This window comes from Iningainema tapete BLCC-T55 (assembly GCF_014698965.1).
GTDB lineage: Bacteria > Cyanobacteriota > Cyanobacteriia > Cyanobacteriales > Nostocaceae > Iningainema > Iningainema tapete.
On sequence record NZ_JACXAE010000024.1, the window covers coordinates 12,815 to 31,245 of the forward strand.

The following is an 18,431-nucleotide window of genomic DNA, read 5'->3' on the forward strand; positions in this document are numbered from 1 at the left end:
TAGTAGCAAGCGAGTAAATTCAGGCATGAAGCATATAATTCAATTCTGCCGCTAGCCATTCCTGGAACATTCTATTCAAAATGTCTTGATATATTTCTGGTGTTAATTCAGCCGGAATAAACTCTTCTACCATCAACAAATAACTTTCTTGGTTAATTGTGAGTGGACCAATTACGTCTCCTACTGGGGCACTAAACACAACTGCTGCTAAATCTGGCTGACAATTCCAGCGATAAAGTTTACCTTCGTAACCGCATTGAATGCGACGCCTCTCGTCAATATCATAAAGATGAGCCGCCTCATAAAAGCTCATTTCACCTTCTTCAATTCGATAGCATATTTCTTGAGCTAGTTGAGGATAAGGAACTACGATTTTATATAGTATAACCTGGTCAAAATCAAGTTGTTTCCCAGCAAAAAACTTTTCTACATCTTGAGCAAATAAAAATTGAGCTAATTTCTGTGCTAGTAGGCGATCGCTCATGCCTACTTCCCAGTCATCCGAGACAATTAATTGATCCTTTAGCCATGCTATAGTGTCACTTGCTTTGAATAAACGTTTTTCATAACGTAGTTTATCTGCTTCTACTTGAATTTCCTCGGGTGTCAATACTACCCCTCTTTCTTGAACTGCTTTATTAATAATTTTTTGATATAAAATGTTATTACATAGCTCTTTTATTAACATATTCTTTTTCAAATATGCAATAATTTCTTCTGAGCTAATCAGTTCCCCTTTAAATTCAATCATCTTTGTTACATCTATATACAAAATTTTTAAGTAATGATCGCGCATCAAGCACAATTATTAGATGTAAATCAGGCAAGGAAACCGCTAAAAGCTATTGTTAATTACTGCTTTTAGCGGTTATTTGTATCTGTATTGATTCGGCTCTAAGCCTCAGTCACATTAATGCCAGTAGAAGTAAGAACCGTTGCTAGCAGACAAGGAAGTAGAACTAGCAGAAGATGAGTAACCAGTGGTGCTGGTTCTGGTTAAACCTTGAGCAACAGTACCAAAACCAACTGCATCCGCATCTGCTTCCGCAAAAGCAGTATTACCAACAACGATCGCGATCGACTTAACAAATTTCGATACATTTACCTTTTCTGTGAAGCTCAAGTTTTGGTGAGCCGAATAATTGTCGATACCACCAACTACGCTAGCTTCTACAACTTCCAAGTGATTCAAGTCTGAAATAATCATTTTTACTCTCCGATTGCATTTGTTTTTTTTGCTTCAACTCTGTTTGAGTTGATGTTTTTATATTAGGCAATCTTTTCTCATAAGTCTCGCCAATTTGGCTAAAAAGTTATTTTTTTTCGGTTTTTTTATAATTAAAAAAACCGCTAAAAGACCATGAAAATATCATGCGCTTTTAGCGGTATATACCCAGGTTTAAACTTTTTTATAAAGGATGCCCACCCCACAAGAAAAAGACTATTGGTGGTTTTGGTTGTGGCAGGCTTAGAAGCTTTGGTTCTATTATGGAGATGAGATTGGGTGGCAGTCGCCCATTACGAAGCTTTGCTGCTGATTTTTACCTGATTGGTGCTAGAAGTAATTACCATTTGATTAATATTGTTATCTTTCATTAAACGACTGTAAGTCCGGTGGGGAATGAAGTGGAGGGGATTGTAACCAGCAAAACGTAAAATCAATAAACAAGCCCAGGAATATTTACCGTCGGCGATCGCTTTAACTACCTCATTAAATTGCTCAGCAGTCATCGCTCTATTCAAACTGCTTTGAGTAGAAGAAATGCGGGTATTCATGAATAGTCCTCTATATAATGATATAATCGAGCTATGTAAAAATTTATAAACTAATCCCACTTGATTGCAGTTGCCGAATCGGATCAAGTAAAATATCTGCGATGTGGCGGCGACGGATGATAATTTCCGCAGTGGCTGTTTGACCTGGTTTAAATTTAATAGTTTGATGATTTGCGATGACGTAGTTACGATTCAAACCGATTTCAACTCGATAAACTGCTCCCAGCTGCTCTGAATGTTTAGTATCAGCAGAAATCGAGATAACTTTGCCAGAGACGATACCGTAATCCTGAAACGGGTAAGCATCGAATTTGATTTGAGCAGTATTTCCAATCTTGACAAAGCCTGCTTCTCGACTAGGTAAAATCGCCTGAAGAACTAGTGGTGCAGTTTGAGGTGCGATTTCAGCTAATGTTTGTCCTGTTTGCACGACTTCGCCACTATTCCGGACGTTGAGTGCCAAAACTACGCCATTGACGGGTGCAGTGAGTGACAACTGTTTCAATTCGGTATTTGCCCGCTCCTGTTGCTTTTGAACCTGTTGAATTTTGGCAAGTAAGTTAGTTTTTTCTACTTGCAATTTTTGTATTGTTTGTTCTGCTTGCAGGAGTGTTGTTTTGCCTTCAGCTTGCTTCTGTGTTAAAGCTGCTTGCATTCTGGTTCGTTCTGCTAACACTTGTTGTAAGTCTGCTTGTAGTCGGTTTGATTCTACTTGGGCTAGTTGAATTTCGCCGATTTGTTGGGTAATGGAACGCTGACTTACGCCCAAATCCTGTTGGACTTGAAATAGTTGCTCTTTAGCGATCGCTCCTTGTTGCACCAAAGAGTTAAATCTTTGTATCCGCTCCTGCTTAGCGGTTGCGTCTATTTTTAATTGATTCAGCAGTATTTGACTAATTGTTGCCTTTTGTTTGACAGAGGCAATAGCTGCTTTTTGACTCTCAATCTTAGCATTGACAGAGGCAATAGTTGCCTGTTGACCTTGCACCTCTGCTTTGGTAATGGCTGCACGAGATTGCGCTTCTAAACGGGTTTTGTCAATCAAGGCTTCTGTTTGTACCAACTCTTGTTTGAAAGCTGCTTGTTCTTGCTGTAATCGTTGAATTTCATTCAGTGCGATTTCTTTGTCTAGTTGTGCGATTACCTGTCCAGCTTTGACTGTCTGACCTTCTTTAATATACAGATTAGCTACTTTACCAGAGACAACAGGATGTACTTTATAAGGCTCTCCTTTTGGGACTAATCGTCCTGTCGCTTTACCAACCTCTTCAATTTGTCCGCTCTTTGCCCAAGCCATAAAAGCCACACAAAAAGCCATTCCCCCCAGAATTAGGTAGTAAGGAAACACCGAAGGTGGTTGATCTAACACCGTTTGCAAGGATGTAGACCAATTTTTGTTTTGGGCAGTCTGGGGTACAGTCTTTTTTTGTGGTTGCAAGCCATCAAGTTTATCTTGTAGATCCTCTGTAGAAGGTACTGTTACAGAAGCAACAGTACCTCCATATAGAGTGCCTGTCTGGGAATCTAAATCTATAGATAAATCTTGTATAAACCCTTCAGATTGCCACAGCCGATCTGAAGAATCTACATTGTCTTGTGTTAGAGATTCTCTCGGTATTTTCATAAAATTGTTTTGAACATGAGGAGTGCAAGAATCAGGAGTTAAGTGCTACGAAGAGGATTTTTATGATTAACTTCGCAAGCACTCTCGTGACTTTCTATTTATCAGGCAATGTTTGTATATATTTAAACTGTAATATTGTCAATGATGTTTTTTTTGGAAAATTTGATTTGTCATAATCTCATCATACAACTTCATTTCTCTAGATAGAATTTTTTTTCGGTCGATTTAGTAAAAATTCAGCCAAATTGGCAGGTTTTTACGAAAAAATGATGTAAATATTTGTGAGAGGTAGGTCGTAAGCTAACATTCTATTTGTTGCTGCACCAATTGATAGTAAAGACCCCGTTGCTCCATAAGTTGCTCGTGGATGCCACGTTCAACGATCGCACCTCTGTCAAGTACCAAGATACAGTCAGCATTGCGCACAGTGGAAAGACGATGAGCAATGATAAAGGTAGTGCGTTCTCGGCTAATGCGTCGTAAGTTCTCTTGAAAGCGTCGCTCAGACTCTGTATCTAAGGAACTGGTGGCTTCATCTAAAATCAGAATACGGGGATTACAGAGAATTGCACGGGCGATCGCAATCCTTTGTCGCTGTCCACCCGAAAGAGCAGAACCCCGTTCACCAACTTTAGTATTGTAACCCAGAGTAAGATTTTGAATGAAAGCGTGTGCTTCAGCGAGCTTAGCTACTTCTACTACCTGTTCCAAACTATATTCCGGTCGATAGAGCGTAATATTTTCTAAAATCGTTCCAGAAAATAAAAAACAATCCTGAGGAACAACTCCCATTTGCCGCCGTAAAGACTGAGGCGAAACATGGCGGATATCATGTCCATCTACCAAAATTCGTCCCGTCGTGGGATGATACAAAACTTGAAGTAGATTAATTAGAGTACTCTTACCAGAACCGCTACGACCAACTATAGCAATGGTTTCACCCCTGTGAGCCGTAAAGGAAATATTTTGTAGAGTATTGCGCTCATCATCAGCGTTGTACCGGAATGTGACATTTTCAAACTGCACCTCACCACGCAGCACAGGCAAAACCAGCATAGATTTGTCAGGGCTTTCTTCTGGTTGAGCGCTAAACACATCATCCAGCCGTTCAACAGAAACCATCACCTCTTGCAGTTCATCCCAAAGACTTACAAGTGATAAAACTGGACTAATCACATTACCAATCAACATATTAAAAGCCACTAGCTGACCAATACTTAACTGATCTTGAATTACTAGCGTTGCCCCATACCATAGTAAAGCTGTACTACCCAAGGAATTAATCAATCCGCCCACTACTTGCAAGCCATTCGCCAATTTTTGACCGCGAAATTGGGCATTAAACATCGAAGTTAAGTGTTCTTCCCACAGCCAGCGCAACTCTTGTTCTGCGGCAGCGGCTTTAACGGTAGCAACTCCTGTCAGCATTTCGACTAAAGTGGAGTTTTGCTGAGCAGATTCATTAAATATTTGCCGTGATACTTGGCGCAAAAACGGACTCGCCACTACTGTGAGAATGATGATCGGTGGTAGCAGCGCCAGCACTAGTAAAGTTAACTGCCAGTTGTAATAAGCCATTAACCCGACGTAGACTACTGCCATCATCGCATCCAACCAAGCTGTAACTGCTTGGCGGGTAAGAAACAACTGGATTTTGTGGTTTTCTTGCACGCGGGTAACGATATCACCAACGTGGCGAGAGGCAAAAAACTGGAGAGGTAAATTCAACGCATGACTAATAAAACCACTGATCAAAGTCAAGTCTACCCGATTGGAAAAATAGTCTAGAAGGTACTGGCGAATAGCAATCAAGCCGATGCGCCACGCACTAAATATCAGCATCCCGACAATAATGACGTGCAAAGTATTCAAGCTTTTGTGTACTACCACTTGGTCGAGAATAATTTGCGTAAATAGAGGCGTGACTAAACCAAACACTTGCAGTAATAAAGAGGCGGCGATGATCGGCAACAGCATTGAACTGTAAGGGGCAAATGCTCGCCAAAATCGCATCAAAGAAGGTTTGTCGGCAGAAACTGCACTAAATAAATCTGTCGGGGTTAATAACAGTCCATATCCAGTCCAGCCTGCAAGAAATTCTTTAACAGAAAGCTTGCGCCGCCCCATAGCTGGGTCAGAAACAATCACCCGATTGCCTTTAACTCGAAAGACAACTATATAATGATCTCCCTGCCAGTGGGCAACCCAAGGATTTTGATCCACAAGACGGTTCAAACTCGCCCGCACTGGTCTAGCGTGAAATCCGATGCTTTCTGCGGCTGCGGCTAAGTTTTTTAAGCTAGCACCAGCACGACCTACTCCTGCTAAATTCCGCAGCATATTGATATTTAATCTTTTGCCCCAATACTGAGCGATCATCGCCAAGCAAGCAGCGCCACAATCAGCGGTGCTTTGTTGCCCAATGAAAGGATATTGCCCAAACCAGGGACGACGATACCGCTGATTTGGTTGAGGAAAAGAAATTGATTTGTGATCTGATGGTAATGCGATCGCTCTAGTTTGCTTGTTTTGCACGTGAGCTTCTCTATTGCGGTGGCGATCGCTTCTACCTCTATGTTGAAAAGTAGAGGGTTTGAGCGGGGAATGATTAGCAGCAGCCATTGATAGAATGGCTTGGGCTACTTCCCAATTTTCTACCTGTAGCTTGTAAACTACTAAATCTGTTTCGGCAATCCAGTCGGCGTTGCTTGGTTCAGGATACCCCCAACTGTCACCAATACCAGGGCATGGTTGAGATGGATCGGCTTGATTGCGAATAGAGCCACTGCGCAGCCAAAAACGACCAGATTCAAAAGGCGTCGATTGAGATAGTAAATCTCCAGATGATACCTGTATTTCTACTACATATGATAAAAAGTCCTTGAGCTTCTGACTAGAAAGCAAAGTCTTTTGAGTTGTATCTAGTTTAAAAGCTCTCCGACGTTGTAAATTTTCCTTCGTGTGTTCGGCTTCTGTGTGTTTGCGCACGTCAGAACAGGTTTTGAAAAATATTAGTTTTTGTCGAACCAAAGCGATGTCGCGCAGAAGTTGCAACTGGGGCAATTTATCCAACCAAGGCTGGAGTTTGATATTGGGCAGAAAAGCAACTACTACTGTACTAGCGGCTATAGCACGGTAAGCTAGAGTACTTGAACAAAACAACTCGTCTGCACCATAAATCTCCCCTACTTCTAGTAACGAAATTGAAACATCCCGACTTCTCGCCGTATCAAAACTTACCAGCCTTACTTGACCTTGGCAAACTATATAGCACCCCTGGTGTTTGAGTTCAAGCTCAACACAATCGTAATTAACCATTTCATCTCCCAACTGAAACTCTTGCATTTCAAATGCTTGACTAAATTCCAGTACTAGTTGCTCATTGCCTTTTAATAAACTTAAAAGAATATCAGCAAGGGATTGAAAATCATCGCTGTTGTTTCCTAAAACCTGTTTTTGTGTAAACACTCTTGACCCCAGTAGAATATGTAATATAATTTAATAAAGATGAATGTTAAATTTGAAAACAAAAAATTCACCAAAGCCATGTCTACTCTGTTCCTAAGATGAGATTTAGAATCTAAATCTTAAATTACAACAGAGAATAAGAAACCGGGTTTCTTTGGTGCCTGAAAAACCCAGTTTCTGCTTGTTTAAGCTTTTTTTATCAACAAAGTAAATTCACTACCTTCAATAAATAGTAAATATGGTGACTGTCTGTCAAGACTGTGCTGACAGTAAATATAATATCTTTAATTAAGGTTTACAGAAGCTTTTACATGATGTTTTTTAAAAAGTTAAAAGTCTGACTATATAATGATTTTACACACACAAAATATTAGCACTCAAAGATGCGTTCCTCTGATAAAATAGCTTACTGGTCGGTAAACGCTTGAAGCTCAATAGCGTCGTGACTACAGAAGAGGCGCACATCTTTACTACGATCTAGCGATAAAGCACGCAACCTGTCTTGATTGTGGAGCCTACTGGAGCGATCCACCTCCATCATCCACTGGTAGAAACGCAGACCGGGCGTACAGCGTGGGTTGGGAGTTCCCATCTCGTGCCGATAAAAGTAGGCGTCACCCGCATGTAGGAGCCAACCCTCCGGCGTCTCAATCGCAATCCCTGCATGACCCCGCGTATGACCGACGAGTGGGATGAGGAGAATCTCCGGCGGCAGTCCTTCAAGATCGCGTACTGCCTCAAAGCCGAACCAAGGTTCACCCCCTGCTGAATAAAACTTCCAGTTTTTGACCTCATCCCACTGCTCTGGACGATAGCGCTCGTGGGCAATAAAGCCGCGCCGATCCTGCGTAGCATCAATCTCAGCCTGCATCACATGTACAGTCGCATTGGGAAAATCCTCCAAGCCGCCAGCATGATCGAAATCAAGGTGGGTAAGCACGATATGGCGCACGTCGCTGGCGGAAAAACCGAGTTGTTCAATTTGAGCGATCGCAGTATATTTTTGCTCAAACTGGATACGATTCAAATTAATGAAGAACCGACTGAGCCGCGAATGTGCATTGATATCACGCTGACCGAAGCCAGTATCGATGAGAACGAGTCCCTGGTTTGTCTCCACGAGCAGGCAGTGGCAGACGAGGCGAGCTGTTAGTCCTCGACTGAAGCCATCGAAGAGCGCCCCACCAATCGGACACATGCAGCCGCAATTGAGATGATGAATACGCATAAATGATTCCCTCCGCGTATTCTTCCAATTTTAACAAGTCAAGAAAGAGCGGGCTATTCTGTTTTACCTGACAAGCGAAAAATTTTTGAGTAAAATCCGAAATGCTTTACCTTGGTGTTGTAGCTCTAGATAGATAATTAATTAACTTAAAAATCATTATAATTAAATGTTGCCACACTGTTTTTTAGCAGTGTGGTTCTATATTCAGTTCTTCCTACGGTAGGAGCACCTCAATGCACTTGTCAAAACAATCTTTTGAGCAATATCAACCATGTGCAAATTTATTTCATCTGTTGCCTTTTATACTCTTTTCGTCCTCAGTCTCAATGCTTGTTCAACGTCACAAGTAACCCAGCAACAGCAAACAACTCAGGTTGAACAGTACAGCAGCGACAACGGTAGTGGACAGAAGCAATGCACTCGTTCTGTTGTCATACAGAACAACGGTAAAACAGAGATTAATCAATCATCAAAGTGCTAAGATTAAAGTTGCTTTAATCCGGAGTTTCCTTTCCTCTAAGAGTAGGCATGAAATTTCTTGGAATTGACTTAGGGTGGAAATCGCAACCCAGTGGCTTATGCTACCTAAAACTAATAGATGGAAAACTGCAACTTCTAGACTTAGAGCGCCTTGATGCAATTGCCGATATCCTAACTTGGATTGACAACTGTGTACAACCAGATGAACCAGCAATCATTGCTGTAGACGCTCCCACCCTGATCCCCAACGCTACCGGGAGTCGCTTACCTGATAAACTTACTCATAAACACTTTGGCAAATACCACGCCGGATGCTACCCAGCAAACCAAAATCTACCCTTCGCACAACGCACCGTCAACTTCGGCTTAGAACTTGAATCTCGTGGTTACGCCCACGCACCAACCATCGAACCACAAAAACCAGGTAGATACCAAATAGAAGTATTTCCCCATCCCGCCACAATTAACCTATTTAAGTTAGAACGCATCCTCAAATATAAAAAAGGACGACTAAGCGATCGCCACTCCGAACTACTCAAACTCCATAATTACATCACAGCTATCCTCCCCACTCTCCAACCCCCTCTGTGCCTCTGCGGTTCATTTCTTCCCCCCATCCTTACCACGGGTGCAGCCCTCAAAGAAACCGAAGACAAACTAGATAGCCTCATCTGTGCCTACATAGCTGCATACTGGTGGTACTGGGGAGAACAACGTAACTTAGTACTAGGCGATCGCACTACTGGTTACATTGTCATCCCGAAGCTTAATACAGTTTCGTCCAGCTGCTTTAGCAGCATACAAAGCTTGATCGGCGACTTGCAGTAGTTCAGCCTCCGTTTCCCCCGACGTGGGGAATACAGCAATACCTCCCGAAACTGTTGTGTATAGCTAGCAGGTGTCCAAATGCTTGCAACATGCGATCGCCTGCTTGATGTCCGAATGAGTCGTTAATTTGTTTAAAGTAATCAATGTCGAGAATCACGATTGCAACTGAATCAGCTAAGCGTCTTGCCCGCGCCAGTTCTTTGGGCAGCGTTTGTTCAAAGTAGTGTCGGTTAAACAAACCCGTGAGCTTGTCCCGGATTGCCTGCTCCTGTAACTTGACGTGCAGCAACTCAATTTCCAGCAATTGATTTTGTAAACGTTCATTCGCTATGCGTAGTTCAATTTCAATCTGATGACGTTGAGTAATATCGTGTAAAAAGACTAGGTAACCAGTAAAGTGTCTACGGTGATCGCGTAACAGTGAAATTTGTATTTCCACATAGCGAGGTACAGCGCCATCTATGATCATATCTAACTTAGAATCCTCTTTATTTAGGCATTTGACAAGTAAAGACCATTTTGCCAGAACTTCATCTACGCTCTGCCCAATACAGCCTGCCGTCACTCCAAAGAGACTTTGAGCAGCAGGATTAATATCGACAATGCGTTTCTTTTGATCCAAGACGAGTACGCCGTCACTCATACTTTCGACAAGCATGTCACGGGCAACAGGAATGAGGTCAAATATGCGGAAACGAAAAAGGCTGGTAAAGTATACCAGCCCAGTCAGCATAAAGCTCATTGGGGTGATATTTAACCCTGGAGGAGTGAGTTTCAGCATATATAAACTGCTGCAGAGTAGTGGTATGAGCGAACCAACCAGCACACTGCTGGATTGACGGCGATATAAAGGGGAGGGTCGCACATATGCCTTGACAAGTAGCAAAGTGCCTGTAATTATGTAGGCATAGACACAGATCATCACCCAAAAGAAACCCGGACCGTGCTGGTAAACGATGAGATTGCTGCCCTGAGGACCGGGTAAGAAAGCTGTCCAAACAAGTCGATGCCATTCATTAGTTGCTACTAAAACCACGTTGAATATTGGGAGAATCCACAGCAAAGCGGTATGCTGGAACTGCTGCCAGTCCTTCTGAGTTGTGAAATAGAAGGCAAACATCAGGAAAAACGTCATCACGCACCCAGATCCAACATATTCTAGCTTTCCCCAAAACATCTTGTCTGGGATAGCGATCGCTGCTCCCTCTAGTGCTGCAACCGTTGCGTATCCTGTCCCTGAGATCGTCATGAAAGCGAAACAGGTTCTTTCTGGGGTTGAGCGCCGCTGCCAAACCACGAGTGTAATTATAGCTGAGATGATTGCGGTAACACTGAGAATACCAACGTAGGGAGTGTATTGAAAACGCATGGTGATACCGCGTTCGTTGATTGTTAATTGTCGATCGTTGTTTGGCGAAAAACCAACAATCAACGACATATGTACATTTTATTGCTAAAACATCCCTCTTGGGTATGATTTATATGAAAGTTTTACTATGTTGTGGCGCATACCCCTCCCAGCCCTCCCTTTGCTAAGGGGAGGGTTAGGGTGGGGTATACATTACTGCGCCCAAGCAATCAATCTTGGTTCGTAAGAACTAGAAAGGTGTTGATGTTTCGGCAAAACTCGCAAGGACAAGCCTTGTAAGCCAGAGGTAGTGTATAAGATATCAGCAGTGTAAATACTTAATCCTTGCTCATCCTCTCCTTGGTAGTTCATTACTACTGGCACACCATTAACAATGTCGCCATTCGCATCAATTGCACCTTGGTACAACTCTATCTGCACATCATTGTTTGTCAGAGTTGCCAAGTCAACTTTAGCTGTGACAGTAATGGATTGGTTGACCTTGATATCTGGTTCTTTCGATACCTCAACGTCTTTAATTTTAATATCGTACCAGTGGGAGGTGAGATTTTCTTTCCAAGCTGCTAACTCTTTAGCTGGGGCATAATTATTAGCAGTGAGGGTGTGGTGGCGATCGCTTGCTGGGAAGTAAGCTCTTTGAGCATATTCTCGCACCATCCGTGACGTATTAAAGAACGGACAATTGAATCGAATTGCATCCTTCATTTTCGCAATCCAGCGACGAGGCAACCCATCAACATCCCTGTCGTAGAATAAAGGTACAACTTCGTTTTCGAGCAAATCGTAAAGAGCGTTTGCTTCGATTTGATCCTGGTATGTAGGATCATCATATATTTCCCCATGTCCAATTGCCCAGCCTGTGCTAACATAATCAGCTTCGTCCCACCAGCCATCTAGTACACTTAAATTGGGTAATCCATTCATAGCTGCTTTCATACCACTTGTACCAGAAGCTTCCCGTGGGCGACGTGGCGTGTTTAACCATATATCACAACCCGCTACCATCAATCGAGCGATGTGTATATCATAGTTGGGGACAAACACTACCTGCTTTTCTAAGCCTTGTTCGTCGATGAAGTGATTGATTTCGCGGATTAATTCTTTACCGGGAATATCCTTGGGGTGTGCTTTACCAGCAATAACGAATTGTACTTTACGGTGTTTGTTACTTAACAAAATCCGCCGAATGCGCTCCAAATCGCTCATCCACAGTGTAGCACGCTTGTATGTCGCAAAGCGACGGGCAAAGCCAATAGTTAAAACGTAAGGATCGAGAACTTCTTGTGCAGAGGCAATTTCACTGGGAGAAGCACCGCGATCGCGCAAATGCTTGACAAGGCGATCACGTGCATATAGAATCATGTCCAAACGACAGCGTTCGTGATTGCGCCACAGTTCCTCATCAGGAATAGAGTCCATGCGCTCCCATAATGGATTATCTGATGGTGCAGAAGACCAGTTTGGTCCAAGGTAGCGATCGTATAACTCCTGAGTAGATTTGGCAACACAACTGCGGGCATGAACACCGTTAGTAATTGCGGTAATCGGCACTTCCTGTACAGGTACATTCTGCCACAAGTCTTTAAACATCTGCCGTGACACAGCACCATGTAATTGTGCCACGCCATTAGAAAATGTTGCCGTCTTCAGCGCCAACACTGCCATACTGAAAGGCGCAGACAAATCACCAGTATTTTCCCGCCCTAATGCTAAAAATTGGTCTTTTGTCAAGCCAAATACATCAGCATAATGTCCCAAGTAATGCAAAACTTTATCTGGAGAGAATAAATCAATTCCTGCTGGTACTGGTGTATGGGTGGTGAAGAGATTAGAGGAAGCTACCACCTGTCTGGCTTCTGTATAACTTAGCCCCTCTTCCTGAATCAAGATACGGATACGCTCCAAGCCAGAGAAAGCCGCATGACCTTCATTCATGTGATATGCTGTAACATTATATCCTAGTGCTTTCAGCATTTGCACTCCACCAACACCCAGCATAATTTCCTGGTGGATACGCATATCAATGTCACCACCGTACAATTGATCTGTGATATCGTGGTCGTATTCGTTGTTGGGTTCAATGTTGGTGTCTAACATATACAGTGGTACTGTTCCCACCTGTATGCGCCAAACTCTAGCGTAAACAGTACGCCCTGGATACTCTACCCCAATGCGCAACTCAGAACCATCTTGATTGCGCTCCAATTGCAAAGGCATATTGTAGAAATCGTTGATGGGATAGCGTTCCTGCTGCCAACCATCAGCGTTGAGATACTGAGCAAAGTAACCTTGCTGATACAATAAGCCTACACCAACAAGAGGTAATCCTAAGTCACTGGCAGATTTGAGGTGATCCCCAGCTAAAACACCCAAACCTCCTGAATAAAGCGGCAAGCAATCCACCAGCCCAAATTCAGCCGAAAAATAGGCATAGCACTCTTGTCCTTTGTTTTGTTCCCTGGCTCCTGCCTGGGGCGGATTTTGAATTTCCGGTAGCACGCGCTGTTTCTGATACCAAGTGCGCTCGTGCAAATAATCGTCTAACTGACGGGCGGCTCTATCCATTTGTGCCAGGAAACCCTCATCTTCCACAACTTCAGTCAACCGCGCTTGGCTAATAGTACCAAGCATTAACACTGGGTTATGACGGCTAGATTCCCATAAATCGGGATCTAAGCGGCGAAATAAATCTTTAGTTTCCACATTCCAATCCCAGTGTAGATTGTATGCTAGCTGACGCAGTGGTTCAAGACGCTGCGGTAGGGAAGGCGAGACGTTGAATGTACGAATTGGCTGCATAGGTTAGCGAAACTCCAGCATGAGCTATCGTTATTGTTTACTGTTTTGACCCCATGTTGCAAATTCTTTATACTGTGTTTGTAATGAAAACTGCACAAAGAGGTTTTTGGTGGCTAAAATTCCCCATCCCATACCATACCAAGGTAGTAAACGAAATTTAGCTGCCCAAATTGCTAAATATATTAAGCAACCAGTCGATACTTTGTATGAACCTTTCGCTGGTTCTGCGGCAATGACTCTTTACGTTGCTGATCATAAGTTAGCCAGACACTTTGTTATTGGTGATTCTCTTTCTTCTCTTATTGAACTATGGCGACTCATCGTTGAAAAGCCAGAGATAGTAAGCAATTATTATGAAAAAATTTGGTGTGGTCAACATGATGGAGACAATGAATATTTTTATAAAATTAGAGAAAAGTATAATGATACAAATGACCCTATAATGCTTTTGTATTTAATTGCAAGATGTGTTAAAAATTCTGTCAGATTTAACAAACAAGGTAATTTTACCCAATCTGTAGATAAACGCCGACAAGGAATGCATCCTGATAAAATGCGGGCTAATGTATTTGGCGCAAGTTTTTTATTGCGTGGGCGAGTAGAATTTTTTTATGGTGACTTCTCAGAATGCATTCAGAATGCAAATCAAAATTCACTGATATATCTAGATCCACCATATCAAGGAACAACTTATGGTCGTGATAAAAGATATTTTGCTCAACTTTCAATTGATAGATTATGCGAGACACTCTATATATTAAATAATAAAAAAATCCCGTTTATTCTCTCTTATGATGGAATGTCTGGAGAAAAAACTTATGGTGTTGAACTTCCAAAAGATTTAAATATGTCTAAAGTTTTATTAAATGCTGGTCGTTCTTCCCAAGCAACTTTAAACGGTGAAAATTCAATCACTTTCGAGAGTTTGTATATTTCACATTATGTCGAAAAAATGCTAAGAACCCTGGCAAGATACAGGGATATGCCAATGAAAAAGCAGTTGCTGCAATTTCCACAGCCAACTGCTTACGATCACCTTTTTCTAAATTACTAAAACAATTCATCCCAATTCACTAAATAAGTGAATTGATATTAGATGCTAGTAGAAGATCCTGTGGAGCTACCTTGAGAAAGGATGAGCTTATTGTATGTTTCCAAACCTGCTCCTAGATCGTTTGTTAGAGGTAAAAAGGCATTACCCATTTTACTCATGAAGGTGTTAACCAAGGTGTCAACAGAATCCTTGACTCCCAAGGTAAGAGCTAATGTATTGTCGATATCGGAAACTAAGTCGCTAGCACCAGGAGTGGATTTATCAATAACCACAGACCAGTTACCATTACCAATAACGATACTATTATTGGTAAACACCCAGTTACCATTACCAATTACTGTATTGTTATTACCAAAATCAAAGTTACCATTACCCAGGGTTGTGTTGTTATTACCAAAGTGCCAGTTTCCATTACCAAGGGTTTTGTTGTAACTAGTGGAGTTCCAATACCAGTTGCCATTACCAACTGTTCTGTTGTTACTGGTATAATCTAGATTCCAGTTACCATTACCGACAGTAGCATTGTTAGTACTAGAATCCCAGTTCCAGTTGCCATTACCAATACTGGCGTTATTATTTCCGTAGTTCCAGTTGGCATTACCGATCGCCGCGTTACCACTACCAAAGTCACGATTGCCCTTACCAATAGGTAGCTCACCTTCATTGGTACTGAACACGTTGTCAGAACCATTGTTGAATGGTAACAAACCTTCAAGAGCGACACTCAAAATATCATAGGGTATATCCCCATTACTAGCTAATATGCTAGAAAATGGGTTGTTACCACTACCACTACCACCAAATAAGCTAGCGAACTGGTTAGTACCACTAGCAGACGCGCCACCAGCAGAGGAGTCGCTAGCAGCTATTTTGTTAACAGTGTCGATACCGCTGTTGAAGCTGTACATGTCAGCCCGGAAGAGGTTCAACAAATCGGAAGGCTTTTGCAAAAGTGTAGTGTTCTCACTACCAAAGAGAAAATCTAAAGAAGAAGTGAAGTTTGTGACATAGCCTCGAACGCTCTTGAGAGTTTCTGTGGGTGATTGTGTAGGCATACTGCCATCACCACCCATTCCACCAAGGACAATCTTCGAGATATCAAAGGATGACTGCTGAGGCGCTCCATCACTGCCAGCAAAGGGGTTGCTTCCGCCAGCAGAAGAGTTGCTTTCATCGGCAAAGGGGTTGCTTCCGCCACCTGCACCACCAGCAAAGGGGTTGCTTCCGCCACCTGCACCACCTGCGAAGGGGTTACTTCCGCCACCTGCACCACCTGCGAAGGGGTTACTTCCGCTACCTGCACCACCTGCGAAGGGGTTACTTCCGCCACCTGCACCACCAGCAAAGGGGTTGCTTCCGCCACCTGCACCACCAGCAAAGGGGTTGCTTCCGCCACCTGCACCACCTGCGAAGGGATTACTTCCTCCACCTGCACCACCTGCAAAGGGATTACTTCCTCCACTAGTTGGGCTGCTACCTGCATTCAATGGGGTAATATTACTACTCGTTGAATCGTTTCCACTAGGAAACGGATTGCTAACTCCACTTGAGGAACCTTCACCACCATTGGCTAAGTTACCACTGTTAGTAACTCCAACAGGAAAGTTCTCTCCATAGACAGATTTCAAATAATCCAAAGCTGGTAATACAGGTTGATTACCTTCACCAAAAGGGTTGTTACCATTAGCAAATGGATTACCGTTATTAGGTGAACTTCCATAACTTATAGGTAATCTAAACCGTAGCTTGAAGATTACTGAATCGAGCTTACCCTTAATAAAATCTGATATTTGCCCGGTAAATCTTTCAGGTGAGCTGCCTTCACTGATAATCCATTGACCGTTACCAATAATTACATTACCAAGACTAGTAATCGGTTTCGGTGCGCTAGCAGCAGAGGAATTACCACTACCAGGTATATCCCAGCCCCACAAGTAGCTGCTCCCAACTATTTGACCACCACTAAAAGAAGTGCCACCAAAAGAAGTGCTGTTGCTTGTCGAATTACTTCCACTAAAAGAAATACCACTATTAGTGGTGCTGTTACCACCAACTAATGGGTTGTTCCCGCTAGACGTACTGTTGCTGCCAACTGAGTTATTGCTAGAACTGCTATTTGTAATTGGATTACCACTACCAGAAGTACTGTTACTAGTAGAAGCAGTGCTGCTATTACTATTTAATGAACTATCGCTAACCGGTAAAATCTCAACAGTTAAATTATTATCTGAATTCGCCAATAAGCTATTAGCTGAATTCATAGCACGAGCCATAGATGCTTTCATGAACAATAATCCTCATTACACATAAAAAGACAAAGATTTTGCATAATAGATAGAGATGTATAAATCTTTACTTTATAAATTTATTGTTTGATTAGTAAAGAAGAAACTACTATTTCAGAAGAAATGTTGGGTTAACTTGTAAATTGATTAACCCAACAATCTTTACTTAAAACTTAGCTTTAGGCAAAAGAGCCACCGCCGAATGGATTGCCACCACCAGCGAATGGATTGCCACCACCAGCGAATGGATTGCTACCACCGCCGAATGGATTGCTACCACCACCAAACTGGTTGTCTTCGGTGCCACCACCAGCGAATGGATTGCTACCACCGCCGAATGGATTGCTACCACCACCAAACTGGTTGTCTTCGGATGGAAATGGGTTTCCACTAGCAAAAGAGCTGCTACCTAGCAAACTCTGGACACCTTGTTGGGGGTTTTCTTGGAACTGAGTGGTAAGATTCTGATAGTAAGTTACCTGTTCAGGATAGTTTATTCCTTCAGGCTGATTACCACCAGCAATTATTGAGTCATCAGCAAACGGATTGCCACCACCTGTAAATTGATTACCTAATTGTTGGTACTGTTGAATAGTGCCAGAAATATTTGAGGCATTACTTTGAATGGTATTTACAACATTTGAAGGAACGCCTTCTGGTAGATTGATTGAACCACCATTCACAAAGGCAAAGAATTCTTCCTCAGATGGGTAGTTACTATTTGCATTTGCACTGCCATCACTCACTGAGGCAGTTAGAGGTTCGATGGGTGAAGATTGAGATTCACCACCACTTACAACTGGAATTTCTTCTATGGAAGTTTCTTCAGTAGCAGTAGTTATTGGTGTTGACTCTTCGATCGCTTCCACGTTAACTTCACCAACAGGCAAGCTAACTTCTTCTGTTACAGAAGCACTAGTGTTACTTTCTGTAGTTGGGGCAGGTATGCCAGCACCAGAGTAAGCCAGATCGGTAATCTGGGACGTAAAAGCGTCTATACTTTCTTGACTATTAGGATCTAACGTCAAGCTGCTGCCACCACCAGATGTGCCACCACCAAATGGGCTACCACCACCAGATGTGCCACCACCAAAGCCGCCTGTGCTGCCACCACCAAATGGGCTACCACCACCAGATGTGCTGCCACCGCCGAAGCCGCCTGTGCTGCCACCACCAGATGTGCTGCCACCGCCGAAGGAGGGTAAACTGACACCAGCTTCGCTCAGACTGGATCTAACTAATTGGTCAGCCTCAACTCTAGCCTGAAAAGATTGTGACTGGCTTGCGCTTTCAAAATCGATGCCACCGAAGCCGCCGCCTGTGCTGCCACCTGCTTGTCCGCCACCGAAGCCGCCGCCTGTGCTGCCACCTGCAGTACCGCCACCGAAGCCGCCGCCTGTGCTACCACCTGCAGTACCGCCACCGAAGCCGCCGCCTGTGCTACCACCTGCAGTACCGCCACCGAAGCCGCCGCCTGTGCTACCACCTGCAGTACCGCCACCGAAGCCGCCGCCTGTGCT

General features: G+C 43.1%; 12 protein-coding genes and 1 pseudogene. 3 read left to right on the plus strand and 10 right to left on the minus strand.

Features of this window, described 5'->3' with window-relative positions; translation table 11 throughout:
• Window positions 1-19: 19 nt before the first annotated feature.
• The 6 genes from ICL16_RS04660 to ICL16_RS04685 form a co-directional block, all read right to left on the minus strand.
• Complete coding sequence (locus ICL16_RS04660) at window positions 20-751, minus strand: peptidylprolyl isomerase (protein WP_190825718.1); 732 nt, start codon at window positions 749-751, stop codon at window positions 20-22.
• A 159-nt stretch (window positions 752-910) separates the two neighbouring features.
• Window positions 911-1,207, minus strand: a complete 297-nt coding sequence (locus tag ICL16_RS04665; RefSeq protein WP_190825719.1) for a hypothetical protein — start codon at window positions 1,205-1,207, stop codon at window positions 911-913.
• A 311-nt stretch (window positions 1,208-1,518) separates the two neighbouring features.
• Window positions 1,519-1,776, minus strand: coding sequence for a HetP family heterocyst commitment protein (locus ICL16_RS04670; protein WP_190825720.1), 258 nt, complete (start codon window positions 1,774-1,776; stop codon window positions 1,519-1,521).
• Between the two features lie 43 nt (window positions 1,777-1,819).
• The gene (locus ICL16_RS04675; RefSeq protein ID WP_190825721.1) at window positions 1,820-3,400 is read right to left on the minus strand and encodes a beta-barrel domain-containing protein; all 1,581 of its coding nucleotides are present in this window, start codon (window positions 3,398-3,400) and stop codon (window positions 1,820-1,822) included.
• Between the two features lie 300 nt (window positions 3,401-3,700).
• Window positions 3,701-6,868 (minus strand): ABC transporter transmembrane domain-containing protein, encoded by a 3,168-nt coding sequence (locus ICL16_RS04680; RefSeq protein WP_337906912.1) that lies wholly within the window; start codon window positions 6,866-6,868, stop codon window positions 3,701-3,703.
• Window positions 6,869-7,274: 406 nt separating this feature from the next.
• On the minus strand, window positions 7,275-8,096 hold the full coding sequence (locus tag ICL16_RS04685) for an MBL fold metallo-hydrolase (RefSeq protein WP_190825722.1): 822 nt from the start codon (window positions 8,094-8,096) through the stop codon (window positions 7,275-7,277).
• Between the two features lie 271 nt (window positions 8,097-8,367).
• On the opposite strand from ICL16_RS04685, the gene ICL16_RS04690 reads away from it, so the two are divergent.
• Together ICL16_RS04690 and ICL16_RS04695 are read left to right on the plus strand one after the other, a co-directional pair.
• Window positions 8,368-8,577 (plus strand): hypothetical protein, encoded by a 210-nt coding sequence (locus ICL16_RS04690; RefSeq protein WP_190825723.1) that lies wholly within the window; start codon window positions 8,368-8,370, stop codon window positions 8,575-8,577.
• 47 nt (window positions 8,578-8,624) lie between these two features.
• Window positions 8,625-9,404, plus strand: coding sequence for a DUF429 domain-containing protein (locus ICL16_RS04695; protein ID WP_190825724.1), 780 nt, complete (start codon window positions 8,625-8,627; stop codon window positions 9,402-9,404).
• Window positions 9,405-9,525: 121 nt separating this feature from the next.
• Here the strand turns inward: ICL16_RS04695 and ICL16_RS04700 are convergent.
• Both ICL16_RS04700 and glgP read right to left on the minus strand, forming a co-directional pair.
• A pseudogene (locus ICL16_RS04700) lies at window positions 9,526-10,842 on the minus strand (histidine kinase N-terminal 7TM domain-containing diguanylate cyclase); the annotation flags it as partial.
• Between the two features lie 123 nt (window positions 10,843-10,965).
• Complete coding sequence (glgP, locus tag ICL16_RS04705; RefSeq protein ID WP_190825725.1) at window positions 10,966-13,572, minus strand: alpha-glucan family phosphorylase; 2,607 nt, start codon at window positions 13,570-13,572, stop codon at window positions 10,966-10,968.
• Between the two features lie 109 nt (window positions 13,573-13,681).
• Between glgP and ICL16_RS04710 the strand changes: the two genes are divergently transcribed.
• A complete protein-coding gene (locus ICL16_RS04710) occupies window positions 13,682-14,626 on the plus strand; it encodes a DNA adenine methylase (protein WP_202895416.1) in 945 nt (314 codons plus the stop codon).
• A 38-nt stretch (window positions 14,627-14,664) separates the two neighbouring features.
• Here the strand turns inward: ICL16_RS04710 and ICL16_RS04715 are convergent, their stop codons facing one another.
• Window positions 14,665-16,911 carry a TrbL/VirB6 family protein gene (locus ICL16_RS04715; RefSeq protein ID WP_190825727.1) on the minus strand — a complete coding sequence of 749 codons (2,247 nt, stop codon included), beginning with the start codon at window positions 16,909-16,911 and terminating at the stop codon, window positions 14,665-14,667.
• Window positions 16,912-17,090: 179 nt separating this feature from the next.
• Window positions 17,091-18,431: hypothetical protein (locus tag ICL16_RS46650; RefSeq protein WP_420485254.1), on the minus strand; the 1,341-nt coding region annotated here is incomplete at its 5' end.

What these genes read in the sequence shown, in the direction of transcription:
- ICL16_RS04660 (WP_190825718.1), bottom strand. Translation starts at nt 751, where the DNA reads ATGATTGAATTTAAAGGGGAACTGATTAGCTCAGAAGAAATTATTGCA.
- ICL16_RS04665 (WP_190825719.1), bottom strand. Translation starts at nt 1,207, where the DNA reads ATGATTATTTCAGACTTGAATCACTTGGAAGTTGTAGAAGCTAGCGTA.
- ICL16_RS04670 (WP_190825720.1), bottom strand. Translation starts at nt 1,776, where the DNA reads ATGAATACCCGCATTTCTTCTACTCAAAGCAGTTTGAATAGAGCGATG.
- ICL16_RS04675 (WP_190825721.1), bottom strand. Translation starts at nt 3,400, where the DNA reads ATGAAAATACCGAGAGAATCTCTAACACAAGACAATGTAGATTCTTCA.
- ICL16_RS04685 (WP_190825722.1), bottom strand. Translation starts at nt 8,096, where the DNA reads ATGCGTATTCATCATCTCAATTGCGGCTGCATGTGTCCGATTGGTGGG.
- ICL16_RS04690 (WP_190825723.1), top strand. Translation starts at nt 8,368, where the DNA reads ATGTGCAAATTTATTTCATCTGTTGCCTTTTATACTCTTTTCGTCCTC.
- ICL16_RS04695 (WP_190825724.1), top strand. Translation starts at nt 8,625, where the DNA reads ATGAAATTTCTTGGAATTGACTTAGGGTGGAAATCGCAACCCAGTGGC.
- glgP (WP_190825725.1), bottom strand. Translation starts at nt 13,572, where the DNA reads ATGCAGCCAATTCGTACATTCAACGTCTCGCCTTCCCTACCGCAGCGT.
- ICL16_RS04715 (WP_190825727.1), bottom strand. Translation starts at nt 16,911, where the DNA reads ATGAAAGCATCTATGGCTCGTGCTATGAATTCAGCTAATAGCTTATTG.